The sequence below is a fragment of the Clostridium thermarum genome (genome assembly GCF_006351925.1).
GTDB classification, from domain to species: domain Bacteria; phylum Bacillota; class Clostridia; order Clostridiales; family Clostridiaceae; genus Clostridium_AU; species Clostridium_AU thermarum.
The window spans coordinates 2,840,799-2,854,117 of sequence record NZ_CP040924.1; the positions used below are offsets into that span (position 1 = coordinate 2,840,799).

At 35.4% G+C, this 13,319-nt stretch carries 13 protein-coding genes; 3 read left to right on the top strand and 10 right to left on the bottom strand.

What is annotated here, in order from left to right:
• Positions 1-425: 425 nt before the first annotated feature.
• Positions 426-839 carry a transcriptional regulator PerR gene (perR, locus tag FHY60_RS12780; protein ID WP_139905408.1) on the top strand — a complete coding sequence of 138 codons (414 nt, stop codon included), beginning with the start codon at positions 426-428 and terminating at the stop codon, positions 837-839.
• Positions 840-889: 50 nt separating this feature from the next.
• Here the strand turns inward: perR and FHY60_RS12785 are convergent, their stop codons facing one another.
• Positions 890-2,143, bottom strand: a complete 1,254-nt coding sequence (locus tag FHY60_RS12785) for an ABC transporter substrate-binding protein (protein ID WP_139905409.1) — start codon at positions 2,141-2,143, stop codon at positions 890-892.
• A 97-nt stretch (positions 2,144-2,240) separates the two neighbouring features.
• On the opposite strand from FHY60_RS12785, the gene FHY60_RS12790 reads away from it, so the two are divergent.
• Both FHY60_RS12790 and FHY60_RS12795 read left to right on the top strand, forming a co-directional pair.
• Positions 2,241-3,176, top strand: a complete 936-nt coding sequence (locus FHY60_RS12790) for an FG-GAP repeat domain-containing protein (protein WP_163216004.1) — start codon at positions 2,241-2,243, stop codon at positions 3,174-3,176.
• Between the two features lie 209 nt (positions 3,177-3,385).
• Entirely contained in the window at positions 3,386-3,760 is a 375-nt protein-coding gene (locus FHY60_RS12795) for a bactofilin family protein (protein WP_139905411.1), read from the top strand.
• Positions 3,761-3,922: 162 nt separating this feature from the next.
• On the opposite strand, the gene FHY60_RS12800 is transcribed toward FHY60_RS12795, so the two are convergent.
• The 9 genes from FHY60_RS12800 to clpX all read right to left on the bottom strand — a co-directional run bounded on the left by FHY60_RS12800 (position 3,923) and on the right by clpX (position 13,268).
• Positions 3,923-4,684: a hypothetical protein gene (locus FHY60_RS12800; RefSeq protein WP_139905412.1), complete on the bottom strand. Its 762-nt coding sequence runs from the start codon at positions 4,682-4,684 to the stop codon at positions 3,923-3,925.
• 309 nt (positions 4,685-4,993) lie between these two features.
• Positions 4,994-5,326, bottom strand: coding sequence for a hypothetical protein (locus FHY60_RS12805; RefSeq protein WP_139905413.1), 333 nt, complete (start codon positions 5,324-5,326; stop codon positions 4,994-4,996).
• Positions 5,327-5,451: 125 nt separating this feature from the next.
• The gene (locus FHY60_RS12810) at positions 5,452-5,784 is read right to left on the bottom strand and encodes a hypothetical protein (protein WP_139905414.1); all 333 of its coding nucleotides are present in this window, start codon (positions 5,782-5,784) and stop codon (positions 5,452-5,454) included.
• Between the two features lie 27 nt (positions 5,785-5,811).
• The gene (locus FHY60_RS12815; protein ID WP_139905415.1) at positions 5,812-6,168 is read right to left on the bottom strand and encodes a hypothetical protein; all 357 of its coding nucleotides are present in this window, start codon (positions 6,166-6,168) and stop codon (positions 5,812-5,814) included.
• 134 nt (positions 6,169-6,302) lie between these two features.
• Positions 6,303-6,701 (bottom strand): hypothetical protein, encoded by a 399-nt coding sequence (locus FHY60_RS12820; RefSeq protein ID WP_139905416.1) that lies wholly within the window; start codon positions 6,699-6,701, stop codon positions 6,303-6,305.
• 102 nt (positions 6,702-6,803) lie between these two features.
• Positions 6,804-7,409: a ribosome biogenesis GTP-binding protein YihA/YsxC gene (gene yihA / locus FHY60_RS12825; RefSeq protein WP_139905417.1), complete on the bottom strand. Its 606-nt coding sequence runs from the start codon at positions 7,407-7,409 to the stop codon at positions 6,804-6,806.
• Entirely contained in the window at positions 7,409-9,733 is a 2,325-nt protein-coding gene (gene lon / locus FHY60_RS12830) for an endopeptidase La (protein WP_139905418.1), read from the bottom strand. Before lon ends, yihA begins: the two co-directional genes overlap by 1 nt.
• A gap of 206 nt (positions 9,734-9,939) precedes the next feature.
• Entirely contained in the window at positions 9,940-11,622 is a 1,683-nt protein-coding gene (lonB, locus tag FHY60_RS12835; RefSeq protein WP_139905419.1) for an ATP-dependent protease LonB, read from the bottom strand.
• A gap of 356 nt (positions 11,623-11,978) precedes the next feature.
• The gene (gene clpX, locus FHY60_RS12840; protein ID WP_139905420.1) at positions 11,979-13,268 is read right to left on the bottom strand and encodes an ATP-dependent Clp protease ATP-binding subunit ClpX; all 1,290 of its coding nucleotides are present in this window, start codon (positions 13,266-13,268) and stop codon (positions 11,979-11,981) included.
• Between the last annotated feature and the right edge of the window lie 51 nt (positions 13,269-13,319).

Below are 13,319 nucleotides of genomic sequence, written 5' to 3' on the forward strand. Positions count from 1 at the left end.
CCTATTATATGCTATCATTATAACTATTATAACAGAGTAAATATAGTTACACCACTTCATTATTTTGTCAAAATGATTTTCTGTATTTATAGTAAAAAAATAAAGAACAGCTCTAAAGTACTGTTCTCAAAATAAGTATTTAATAAAAATGAACATGGATTTATTAAACTTTGTTAATTGTTTAACATATTTATTTTATCATAAATTTACATTATATCAAGCAGTTTCAACAAATTTATTAGAATTATTTATTGTACTTAACTTACTACTAACAAATTAAGTAAAAATAATGTATAATTAAATGTAGTTGAATTAATTTGATTTAACCTATGTGACAACATTCATTATTACCATGTAATTAATTTTGACAAACAATTAATATCGTAATATAATGAAGTAAAGAATATAATATAGGGATGGTGCGTATGGACAGCATAACGTGTATTTTTAGAGAAAAAAAATTAAAATTAACCCCTCAGCGTATTGCCGTTTATAAATATTTAAAGTCAACTCACGAACACCCTTCTGCAGAGGTAATTTATAAGGCATTGCAGCCTTCATATCCAACAATGAGCCTGGCAACAGTTTATAAGGCTTTAAAGACCCTTGTGGAAGTTAAATTAGTTCAAGAAATAAATTTAGGCGAAGGCAATTTCAGATATGACGGAAATGTTGTTCCGCATCCTCATGTACAGTGTATGAACTGTGGTATAGTTGGTGATGTAGAAGGTATAAACTATGAAAATCTTAATACCCAAATTGAGGAACGTACACAATTTGAAATACTATCAAACCAAATTTACTTCTACGGATTATGTCCTAATTGCAAAAATAAATAAATTTTAAAAGGCTCTATTCACCGTTATGAATAGAGCCTTGTTATTTTAATTTATTCCTGCTTACAAATCTTATTTATTATTTCTTCCCATTCCTTGCCGGTGTATTTACCTTTAAGAATATTGATGACCGCCGACTCAATATATGGGTGAAGTTTTTCCGGAAAATTATGCAGATAAAATATACTATTACTGTCTGCTCTTTGAAGATGATCAGCAATGTCCTTCTGAAGGCCTTCTTTCCATAGTTCTTCGTTCACTGCTTTATTGGCAGTTACATATCCTGATTCAGCCAACTTTTTCTGTGTCTTTTCATCATACATAAATTCCAAAAGTTCATTAACAGCCTCTTCGTTCTTACTGTTTGCTGGAGTACTTATTACTGCATTAACAAGTACAGGTATATTATTCTTGGTTTCACTTATGTTGTAGTCTTTCAGTATATTCAACTTAGCTTCCTTCATTTCCTTTGTCACATTTGAAACTGCTATCATTACAGGTACATCACCGACTATAACTCTCTGTATAGTACTCTCTGTAGCTGCTTCAAAGGTATCTTCCTTCACATATCCCTGTTTCACTATGTTATATAAGCTGTCAAAAACCTGTTGAAAGGGAACTTTAGAATAGCCCTCATTACTGCATCCGAAGGCAGCTTCTATTTTACTGGCATCCATGGTATTGCTCACAATTACAGCGGGCACTATGTTTTTTATTTCCACCTCTTCCGCTAATAGTACCGGCACCTTTGAACCCGTATCAGTTAGCTTTTTTACTGTTTCCATTAATCCTTTCATATCCTCCGGAGGCGCTATGTTTAATTTGCTTAGAGCTTCTTGGTTGTATATAACTTCAACTGTGTTGGGCATAATACCTATACCAAAATACTTATCGCCAATTCTTCCATAGGCCCCCATAATATTATAATACTTATCGGATATGTTATTTTTACTATAAAAGTCTCCCATTTCTTTTAGTAGACCTTTTTTACTAAGTTCAATCATCTTTTCTCTTGAAACTACAAGAATATCTATACTTCCTTTTACTATATCTTCCTCAAGTTTATTTTCTCCTAGTGGACTGTTGAAAGTAATTTCCACATCTTTTTTTTCCTTTTGGTAATCGTCTAAGAAAGTTCTGATTATATCTAGAGTTCCCCTATCTTTAACCTCAATATATGCATTTAACTTTTGCTTATTCTCACCTTCACTGCTGCCTTTACTTTTTCTTGCACAGGCAGCAGTATTAAATATAGTAATAATCATTATAATGAAAATCATAACTGATTTTAACTTTGATATTCGCATTTTATCACCTCCGAAGGAAAAGGCTATTATATATTTTAGTGTATGTAAATTAATTAAATATATAAATGAAACATATACTTTACTGGAGGTGTTTTTAATGAAATTAAGGGTATTATTTCTAAAGAAAATACATATTCTATACTTAATTCTCACTATACTAATATTAAGCTTTTCTACAATCTTATTGTTAAGAAAGGATGATGAGAGTGTCTTCGTAAGCGTTGGGGAAAAAACATTGATAAAAGCTGATTTAACCGGAGATGGTAAAGAAGATATACTTTATATTAATACAGAAAATGATAAATATTATCTTCAAGTTAATTCTAACAATAAGAGTTTTTATTTAAATCCGGATAGAAAAATAAATTCCATGGGTTATTATTATCCCTTTTATCCTATGAAGGTAAATTTATTAGATATAAATAGAGATAAGGTCCCTGAAATTTTCTTACAGTCAAGTGAAAAAGGAAGTAGTATACAACATATTTTTACTTGGGATGGTTCAGAGTTTAAGAATATCTTTTGTTCCTATAATAATATTATGGGCGTAATAGACAGCAAAAATAACAGGACTCCAAAATTTATTTCCGGTACTTTAGTTGCCAGCAATAATATGAAATTATCCCATTACATGCTATTAAATTGGAACATAGAAAAAGTTCAAAACACCGATGATATCAAAGGTAAAGCTGAGATCATAGCTATTATACAATACATAACTTCACTACCAGGTGGTGAAGCCTATAAACCTGCAGACGTTTTCTATCCTGGGTTCTCTGGAAAAGATTTAAGCTTGATTGGCAAAATGGCTGCAGAAAAAAGATTTTACAAATTTACCGATGCCTTCTTTACTGATTCAAAATTTAATAAAGATGGAGAACCTATAGAATATAAATGGATTTTAAATTTTAAGTCAACCTTACCGGGCAGCGGTAAAGATAGTATCAATAAATCTGTAATTGTAAAATTAAAACGAACTTCTGAGGAAGGACAACCTTTTAAAGTATCATCTATAAGTGAAAATGCTAATTAATCAAAAACAAAAGGGACCGTGCTACGGTCCCAAGGGGGATGGGGGGTTTAGCATCAAATGAAAGGGTTAGCCTTCATCTTCAGCTATTGGAGATTAACTCTCCGCTTTCATTATATATCTTCTCCTCTTTTCCATAAAATATACATAGATTTATAATTTTTTTAAAATTTTTTAATATAATTAATAAAAATCAATGTGGAGGAAGGTTCATGTTTTCTGATAAAGACAGTAAAAATATTGAAAGAATAGAAACTCTTATAGGAGAACAGTGTAATATAGTTGGCAATTTAAATGGTGGCGGTCTTTTAAAGGTTGATGGCTCTATCGATGGAGACATCCTATGGCAGGATGATGTTATTCTAGGCGTATTCTCAATTTTCAACGGTAATCTTACCTGTAAAAGCGCTATTGTATCCGGAAAGGTAACAGGAAATATAATTTGTGAGGAAACCCTTATCATTGAAAGTTCCGGTAAAGTTTCTGGTGATATTACAGTAAAGAAGCTTGTTGTCAAGGAAGGTGGAATGCTTGACGGCAAGTGTACAATGATAGTTGAAAGGGCTGCCAGTGATGTATTGGGCTGATTGCCTTAGATTTTTCCAAAAATTTAGAGGAGAGAATCTTACTTATCATAAGACTCCTCCTCTTTGCTTTTTCTTAAATATGGGTTATTGGTTTGGTTAATTACTTTATATCTTTAGTTAGTATCTATCTTATTCGCCATCTTTTATTTCGTTACACTATTTTTAAATTACTCCTTTTAAAATCTTTCCAATAGTGTAAAGCTGTATTACCATTTCTATTAAAGCGGCTCTTTCTGGACTAACCATTGGTCTTAGTGCCCATAGAATTTCTACACCACGCTCCCCTCTCAAGGTGCTGTTTAGCCCATTGTCATAGCCACCCTTGCCGCCTGAGTTATTTAAAACACTTGCAATATTACCTAGGTTGCCAAGCAAGGCCTGGCCTGCTCCTGATCCAAGAAAAGATGCTAAACTTCCTAATAGTCCTTGACCTCCTCCAGAACCAGCTAGAGCTCCTAGAGCATTTAGTAGTCCTTCTCCTCCTCCGGATCCCGCTAAAGCGCTAAGACTATTTAAGATATCCTGATTTCCTCCGGCTTTAGCTTGAGCCTTATCATCTTTATTTCTTTCTCTTTTACTTACATTGTTTATATCATTGTTTGTATTATTGTTTACACCAAGTCCACCTAGTACACCTGCTAATTGGCTTAAGTCAACATTTTGCAGAATTCCTGCAATCTGTCCAAGGTCAATGTTGTTAAAATCTATTGGACCAACATTTTTTGTATTAGATTTTTCAATATCTTCCTTACGATCTCTGTGTTCCCTGCCACTTCTTTCTTTGACACGTTGACTTTCTCTCTCCTCCTGATCCCGTCTGTGCCTGCTGTCTTCTCTACGGCTATTGGTTCTTTCCTCATATTTTCCGTTGTTATTATCTTCTTCATAAATTTCTACATCGATTACTCTATTTTGTTTTCCCACGCTGCCACCTCCCTTAATTTTTCCAATAGTATGTTGGAAGCAACATACACTATAATTCAAGGAGGGACTTCCCCTCCTACTGAAATATAAATATCTAAAAGGGTCGCAGCACTATAATAGAAGACTTGTAACATTAAATGTGCACTATTATCTTTTCTACTTATGGCTATGCTTTCCTTCATCATAGTGATTCTATAAGCGTAAATCACGCTGTAATAATCAGCATAACGAGGGTTGAAAAGCCCCAGTAGTAATAATCACTTCTTCTACTCGTACTTACCCCTCTGAACTAATATTCATTAACCATTATTAAAGATCCAGTAGCCCGCCTTCTTCAGCTCCAAGAGTATCAACATTGATTATATTTGTGTTAGTATTTGGTGCTCCGCTGCTCCCTCTTAACAATAAAATGGGAAGTAATAGCAGAAGCAGTCCATTTCTACTGCTCCTTCTTCTTTTACGGCTTCCAAAACTTCCAAACGAGTCCAGAATCTCACTGTTTCCTCCACATAGGCAGCATATCAGAACTACCACCACTACTAGCAGCAAAAGGTTATTGTTGTTTAATAATCCACCACTCCCTACATCAACTCGTGAGCCCTTACAGTCTTTAACTACAACATCCTTTGCCGTTCCACCCATAGTGTATATCACTTCCTTTCAATTTATATTTTGACTTTAGTTTATAGTATATATTATTCTATCCCCTTAATTTTGACACTAAAAGAGAACAGAACGGTAATGCCATTCTGTCTGTTATTCCTATACTATCTCTTTTGATTTCTACTTAGTGCAAAAAGCTGAATCACGGTTTGAATTAATAGGGCTTTATCAGCGTTAATAAGAGTCCTTAGAGCAAGAATAATATCAGCATTAGCTGGACTTCTTAGACCTCTCTCCTCTTGTTCATCAATATCATCTCCAGCTTTGTTTATGGCATTGGCGAGAGCATTTATATCTATACTGTTTACTATGCCTGCTATGGTATTTAAGTTGAAATTACCAAAGGGATTGTTCGTTGTATTACTTATTTGCTGTGCACTTTCTTCTTCATAACGGCTTGGCCTAACATGTCTTCCTTGTCTACTATGTCGAGACATTACATCACCCCACAAATATAGATAAAACTAGTTTTCTTCACAATAGCTTACTTCCCTTTTATTGTCATGACCTTTTTTCTTATCATCTTTACACAAGAAGAGTAGGGCTATAATTGCTAACAAGAATAATCCATTGCCTCCCAGAAATCCACTCAACGGTCCAGGTATTACTGCTGGAAAACCAGGTCCTTTTCCTACTGGAACAAGATTGTTCTTTCCCTTATCATGTCCTTTACGTCGGCTTTCAGACTTATCAGGAAGGCTAAAAAAATTAAATCCAAGTGTGTCGGATGACTTTCCAAATCCCAGAACTATAAGAGCTACTAAAGCCCAGATTAGAAAGTCATTTGACTTCTTAGGAAGTTTTAACTTACCAAATTCCATTTGCTATCCTCCTTATACTATATGTTTTTCATTCCAAACTAAGGAGGGCAGCCCCTCCTATACCTAACTCAATAATAGGTTTTTCTTAAGTACTAATAGAATTTTTTCCGTCACGAATATTCATAGAACTCTTATTAACACTTACTGCTGCAACAGCTGTCTTCATAATATTCATCATCTTCACAACAATCATCCTGAGTATCTACATTAATAACATTTGTATTTACGTTCCCTGAAGAATTTCCAAATCCTAAGACACCACCGTTTCCTCCAAGTAACAGCAGGAGAAGCAGTAATACCAGCAAACCCACGCCTCCCTTTGATGAACTGCAGCTACTCTTTGACTTACAACATGGATTACCAATAAAAGTTCCGAAATTGCCACCACCACTGCAGAGACAAATACCTAAAATAACTGCTAGTACAATCCAAATAAGGATGCCATCTTTAGTAAAGTCCTTGCCCTTTTTACCCTTGCTGCAGCTTTTGTCTTCACAGAAGGTAGATGCTATTTCCGATAGTATACTGCTCATCTTGATTTCACTTCCTTCCTAAATTACTAGCTCCGCTTTAGTTTTCATAGTATATACTATTCGCATTAATATAATTTGACACAAAAACAAAGAAGAAGCGCCCTAATTGTTGGGCACTTCTTCTTGCTGTACTATATCATGAAATATAGTATTGATTAGTTCTTCTCTTCCAACTTTGTTAGTGGATGAAAAGAAGATTAGTTCTGATTCTGCAATCTTCAAAGTTTCTAATATAACCTGTCTGTTTTTTCTTATTTCATTTTTTGATAGTTTATCGGATTTTGTTGCAACCACTTGAATGGGATAACCATGGTGCCGTATCCAATTTAGCATAAGCACATCATCTTCAGTAGGCTTATGCCTGCTATCTACAAGAAGCACAACCTTTTTAAGTTCCTGCCGTTTAGTGAGATAATCCTCCATTAGATGTCCCCATTTTTCTTTTTCTGCTTTAGACACCTTGGCATAGCCATATCCCGGTAAATCTACTAAGTAAAACAAATTATTAATTAAAAAAAAGTTTATAAGTCTTGTTTTGCCTGGGGTATTTCCAACCTTGGCCAAGGCTTTTCTGTTGGTTATTGCATTTATAATTGAAGATTTACCAACATTTGATCGTCCTACAAAGGCAATCTCCGGCCTATTGTCTTTTGGGTATTGTGCTCCACTAACAGCAGATGTGATAAACTCCGACTGTTTTATTTCCATTAAGAATTTTCCTCCGTTAATGCATTTTTAAGTACATCATCAATCTTTGTAGCTAGTATAAATTTAAGTTTTCTCTTTATACTGTCTGGTATCTTTTCCATATCCTTTTTATTATCTATCGGTATAATTACAGTATCTATTCCAGCTCTGTAGGCAGCTAGGCACTTTTCCTTTAAGCCACCGATAGGAAGAACTCTACCGGTTAGGGTTATTTCACCGGTCATTGCCACATTATGCTTTACTCTTCTTCCAGATAAGGCAGATACCAAAGCTGTAATCATAGTTACCCCAGCAGATGGTCCATCCTTTGGAACCGCTCCCTCTGGAACGTGGATATGTATATCTTTATTTTTATAGAACTCAGGATTTATTTTAAACTCCTCAGCATTAGCCCTTACATAACTATATCCTGCTCTGGCGGATTCCCTCATAACTTCTCCAAGCTTTCCGGTGAGTTCTAGCTTTCCGCTTCCTTCCATTACAGTAACTTCTACAGGAAGAGTATCACCGCCATATGCCGTCCAGGCCATTCCCATAACTACACCAATCTTATCTTCTTTGTCAGCTCTTTCATAGGTGTATCGTGGAGCTCCCAAATACTTTTTCACATGATTTACTGTAATACATACTGATTTCTTATCATTTTCCAGCATATCAGCTATTGACTTTCTAATTACAGCACCAAGTCTTCTCTCAAGGTTTCTTACTCCGGATTCAAGAGTATACCCCTCAATGATAAAAGAAATACTTGAGTCTGTAAAGCTTATGGTGTTATCCTCAATTCCATGCTCTTTTAACTGCTTTGGTATCAAATGTCTCTTTGATATATTCAGCTTTTCTTCGTAGGTATATCCTGATACTTCAATAACTTCCATTCTGTCAAGCAGTGGTCTTGGTATGGTATCCAAAGAATTTGCCGTTGTAATAAACATTACATTGGATAAATCCATCTCAAGTTCCAAATAGTGATCCCTAAAGCTGCTGTTCTGTTCTGCATCAAGTACTTCAAGCAAGGCATCTGCCGGGTCACCTCTAAAGTCATTACTCATCTTGTCGATTTCGTCCAAAAGGAATAATGGATTCTTTGATTTAGCTTGCTTCATTCCATATACTATTCTACCGGGAATTGCTCCAACATAGGTTTTTCTATGACCTCTAATTTCTGCCTCATCTCTTACTCCTCCAAGGGACATTCTTACGAAATTTCTATTCAACGCATGTGCTACAGATCTTGCTATAGATGTCTTTCCCACTCCAGGAGGTCCAACAAGACATAAAATAGGACCCTTTAAGGATTTACTCATCTTCTTTACTGCTAAGTACTCAATAATTCTGTCTTTGACATCCTTTAAGCCGTAGTGCTCTTCTTCTAGGATTTCCCTGGCCTTCTTTATGTCATAGTTGTCCTTAGTCTCTGTATTCCATGGCAGATCCAATATCCAATCCAGGTAGGTCCTTATTACATTCCCTTCTGCAGAGTAGCCTCCGGTATTTTTGAGTCTGTCAAGCTCATAGAGAGCCTTTTCCTTAACGGCTTTAGGCAACTTAGCTTTATTAATCTTGGTCTTGTACTTTTCTATTTCCTTTTGTTCATTATCATCTTCACCAAGCTCTTCTTGTATAGCCTTCAACTGCTCTCTTAGGTAATATTCCTTTTGTACTTTGTCTATCTTTGTCTTTACTCTGACTCCAATCTTCTTCTCTAGTTTAAGTATTTCTATCTCATTACTGATGATCACTAAGAGTTTTTCAAGTCTATCTTTTACATTGAAGGCTTCCAACAGCTCCTGTTTCTTTTCTTGTTTCAGCATTAAATATGAAGATACTATATCTGATAGTCTTCCCGGACTTTCTATGTCATCTAAGGTCACTAGGGCCTCAGTTGGCATTGCACCTGAAAGTTTTATGTATTCATCAAATGACTCTTTTATTTTTCTCACGAGAGCCTCACACTTGTTATCCTCAACACACACAGCTTCCTCTAAAACTTCTATATTAGCTCTAAAATAAGGTTCTGTTTGAGTATATTTAAGAATTTTTGCCCTACTTACTCCCTCTACCAAAACCCTTACTGTATCTCCAGGAAGCTTTAAAAGCTGTTTTATATTACATACCGATCCTACTTTAAATATATCTTCTGTCTCTGGTTCTTCGGTCTTAGCATCCTTCTGTGTGACCAGGAATATTTCCTGACCACTGAGCATTGCCTCTTCCAATGCCAGTATGGATTTTTCCCTGCCCACATCAAAGTGTAAAACCATGTATGGGAAAATTGTGATTCCTCTTAGGGGAATTAAAGGTAATTCCCTAATCTCCTTTTCCATATTTCACCCCTCACTTTCTACGTCAAGTATAGATATCTTTGTTTAATTTAATGCTTTATTTATATTTAATATTAATTTGCCTTAATAGTCAATAATCAGTCAGCCAACTTCGTAGAAATTGCAACAATAAATTAGCTTGCAATTTCTATGTATTGCAAGCCTTTTTTATTTATATGCATCTTTTTATTATGTTATTCATATACCCACTAAATATTGCTTCCCTTAGCAGAGATGATATCTACACTATTATCATTTTCTATCCTGATTTCATTATTGATATCCTCCTCTACAAAGGCTAGCTTTATTACCTCATTGATATGGCTTACCGGTATAACCTCTACCCCTTGAATTTCATTAAAGCTCTCAACCCAGTTTTCTTTTGGAATAAGAATCTTCGTAGCCCCTGCCTTTTTAGCAGCAGCAATTTTAGCGTTAATTCCACCAACCGGTTTTACTTCTCCGTGAAGAGATATTTCTCCGGTCATTGCTATTTTGTTGCTCACAGGTATTTGTTTTATGGCACTATAAATAGCGCAAGCCATACTTATTCCTGCAGATGGTCCATCAACAGGCACTCCTCCGGGGAAGTTAATATGTATGTCATATTCATCACCGTTGATATCAAATATGTTCTCTATCACTGTTAGGACATTTTCCACAGAGCATTGCGCATTACTTTTTCTTTTAGCTTTCCTGTTCATTGAGCTGATTTCTTCTTCTTCAACTATCCCAGTTACTTTTACTCTTCCTTTTCGTACCTTAACCCTTTTGGCACTGGCCTCTATTTCCATGAGAGCTCCTATATTAGCACCGTATACCGCTAGACCATTTACATATCCTATTCTTGGTCTTTGACTGATGCATTGATCTGGTCTAGGTGAATAAGCTCCATTGTCTATTACCCATTCAACATCTTCTGCTACTATCGTATTTCTTCCTTCATTCATGGCTGCACCTCCGGCCAGTTGAATTAGGTTTACTGCCTCTCTTCCATTGGTACAGTATTTTGTCACTAGAGCAGCAGCTTTTTCATCTAGTTTTATGCCAACTTTAGCAGCCGCATTTCTAGCAACCATTTCTATTGCATCTGATTCCAGTGCTTTAAAGAATATCTCTACACATCTAGATCTTATTGCCGGAGATATTTCCTCCGGGCTTCTTGTTGTAGCTCCTATCAGTCTAAAATCTGCAGGGAGCCCATTTTCAAAAACCTCCTTTATATAAAGAGGCATATTGGGATCCTCAGAGCTGTAATATGCACTATCCAGAAAAACCTTTCTGTCTTCTAGAACCTTTAACAACTTATTTAACTCAATGGGATGTAACTCTCCAATTTCGTCAATAAATAATATGCCTCCATGTGCTTTTGTTACTGCCCCCGGCTTTGGCTGAGGTATGCCAGCAATGCCCAGTGCTCCAGCTCCCTGATATATTGGATCGTGTACTGAGCCAATAAGGGGATCAGCTATTCCTCTATCATCAAATCTTATAGTGGTGGCATCTATCTCCACAAACTTACAATCACCTTTAAATGGGGAATCAGGTCGCTGCTTTGCATATTCTAGCACCAGTCTGGCAGCAGCAGTTTTTCCTACACCTGGTGGTCCATAAATTATTACATGTTGAGGATTAGGTCCGCATATTGCAGCTTTTAATGCTTTTATCCCATCTTCCTGCCCAATTACCTCGTTAAAACTTACTGGCCTACTCTTTTCTGTTAAAGGCTCTGTAAGTTTTATACTTCTCATTTTTTTTAACTTTTCCATTTCCTTTCGGTTTTCTTTGTCAATTACTATTTTATTAGTTGTTTGGCCTTTTAAAGCATTAAAAAAATATAATCCCATAATTATGGTAAAAATAAACTGTACTACAATTAAAAAATTTGTCATACCCTCCTTAGTTTTAATCTAACTACATATCCCACCTAGCTATTAATCTTAACTAATCTGAAAACCAGCTGCAGTATAGTATTTCAGAAAATTTATATTAAGTTTCTTTATGGATGTAATAGATTAAAACCTTACTCCCTTCCTTTCCCATATTTATCTAAAATGAAACTATAACTTTATTATTTACCATAATTTCTTATTATATTCCACTATAAGGAATAAAGTTACTTTAAGGACCAATTACTTTATAGGCTCATAAGTCAGAAAAGAAACAGCTTCTTATTTGAAAGAAAAGAAGAAACAAAATATTCATAAAAAAAGATGCCGCTTTTTTATTAGTGCGACATCCTGTTTATTTAAGCAGTCTCAATACCTTTTCTGCTTTTTGTCTTTTTGGATTTTATCGGTAACCTCTTTTGGCCTTCAGTATATTCTACCACAGGCTGCTTTGTCTTCAGAGTCTCCTTAGTAATTGTTACCTTAACAATTTGCTCATTAGAAGGAATCTCAAACATGATGTCCTTCATGACCTCTTCTATAATAGCTCTTAGACCTCTTGCACCAGTATTTCTTTTTAAAGCTTCTTCTGCTACTGCCTCTAAGGCCTCATCAGTAAATTCCAACTCTACATTATCCATTTCGAAGAGCTTCTTATACTGTTTTACCAATGCATTTTTAGGTTCCTTCAGAATATTCACAAGTGCATTCTTATCCAGAGCATCCAAGGTAACTACTATAGGTAATCTTCCTACAAATTCCGGAATTAAGCCAAACTTTAACAAGTCTCCCGGCATAATTTCTCTTAGAAGTGCTCCAATGTCTTTCTCGGCTTTGGATTGAATTTCCGCACCAAATCCCATAGAGCTAACTCTTGTTCTCTTTTCAATTATTTTGTCTATGCCATCAAAAGCACCACCACATATAAACAGAATATTTGTAGTATTAATTTGGATAAACTCCTGATGCGGATGCTTTCTTCCACCTTGAGGCGGAACTGAAGCTATAGTTCCTTCAAGGATCTTTAGTAGAGCCTGTTGAACACCTTCACCGGAAACATCTCTAGTGATTGAAGGGTTCTCTGACTTTCTTGCTATCTTATCAATTTCATCGATATAAATTATACCCTTTTCCGCTCTCTCAATGTCATAATCAGCATTTTGAATCAACTTTAAGAGTATATTTTCAACATCCTCTCCTACATACCCGGCTTCTGTCAATGTTGTAGCATCGGCAATTGCAAAAGGTACGTTCAGGAATCTTGCAAGTGTTTGAGCAAGGAGAGTCTTTCCGGAACCAGTTGGCCCTAATAACAGTATATTACTCTTCTGAAGTTCTACATCACTATCGTTATTATTACTATTGATTCTCTTGTAATGATTATACACTGCTACAGCTAAGGATTTTTTTGAACTTTCCTGACCTATAACATACTGATCCAGGTAATTTTTAATTTCCACTGGCTTTGGCAGAGTATTTACATCTAGTTGGATGTTGTCTTCGAATTCATCTGCAATAATTTCAGAACATAACTCAATACATTCATCACATATATAAACGCCTGGTCCAGCAATAAGTCTCCTAACCTGGTCTTGATTCTTACCGCAGAAAGAACACTTAAGCTGCTTCTTATCATCATATTTTACCATTCAAACACCTCGCTAATGGGTTATTGCATATATATTCCTGCAATTTCTGTA

Coding starts and splice junctions, on each gene's coding strand:
- perR (WP_139905408.1), top strand. CDS start 426: ATGGACAGCATAACGTGTATTTTTAGAGAAAAAAAATTAAAATTAACC.
- FHY60_RS12785 (WP_139905409.1), bottom strand. CDS start 2,143: ATGCGAATATCAAAGTTAAAATCAGTTATGATTTTCATTATAATGATT.
- FHY60_RS12790 (WP_163216004.1), top strand. CDS start 2,241: ATGAAATTAAGGGTATTATTTCTAAAGAAAATACATATTCTATACTTA.
- FHY60_RS12795 (WP_139905411.1), top strand. CDS start 3,386: ATGTTTTCTGATAAAGACAGTAAAAATATTGAAAGAATAGAAACTCTT.
- FHY60_RS12805 (WP_139905413.1), bottom strand. CDS start 5,326: ATGGGTGGAACGGCAAAGGATGTTGTAGTTAAAGACTGTAAGGGCTCA.
- FHY60_RS12810 (WP_139905414.1), bottom strand. CDS start 5,784: ATGTCTCGACATAGTAGACAAGGAAGACATGTTAGGCCAAGCCGTTAT.
- FHY60_RS12815 (WP_139905415.1), bottom strand. CDS start 6,168: ATGGAATTTGGTAAGTTAAAACTTCCTAAGAAGTCAAATGACTTTCTA.
- FHY60_RS12820 (WP_139905416.1), bottom strand. CDS start 6,701: ATGAGCAGTATACTATCGGAAATAGCATCTACCTTCTGTGAAGACAAA.
- yihA (WP_139905417.1), bottom strand. CDS start 7,409: ATGGAAATAAAACAGTCGGAGTTTATCACATCTGCTGTTAGTGGAGCA.
- lon (WP_139905418.1), bottom strand. CDS start 9,733: ATGGAAAAGGAGATTAGGGAATTACCTTTAATTCCCCTAAGAGGAATC.
- lonB (WP_139905419.1), bottom strand. CDS start 11,622: ATGACAAATTTTTTAATTGTAGTACAGTTTATTTTTACCATAATTATG.
- clpX (WP_139905420.1), bottom strand. CDS start 13,268: ATGGTAAAATATGATGATAAGAAGCAGCTTAAGTGTTCTTTCTGCGGT.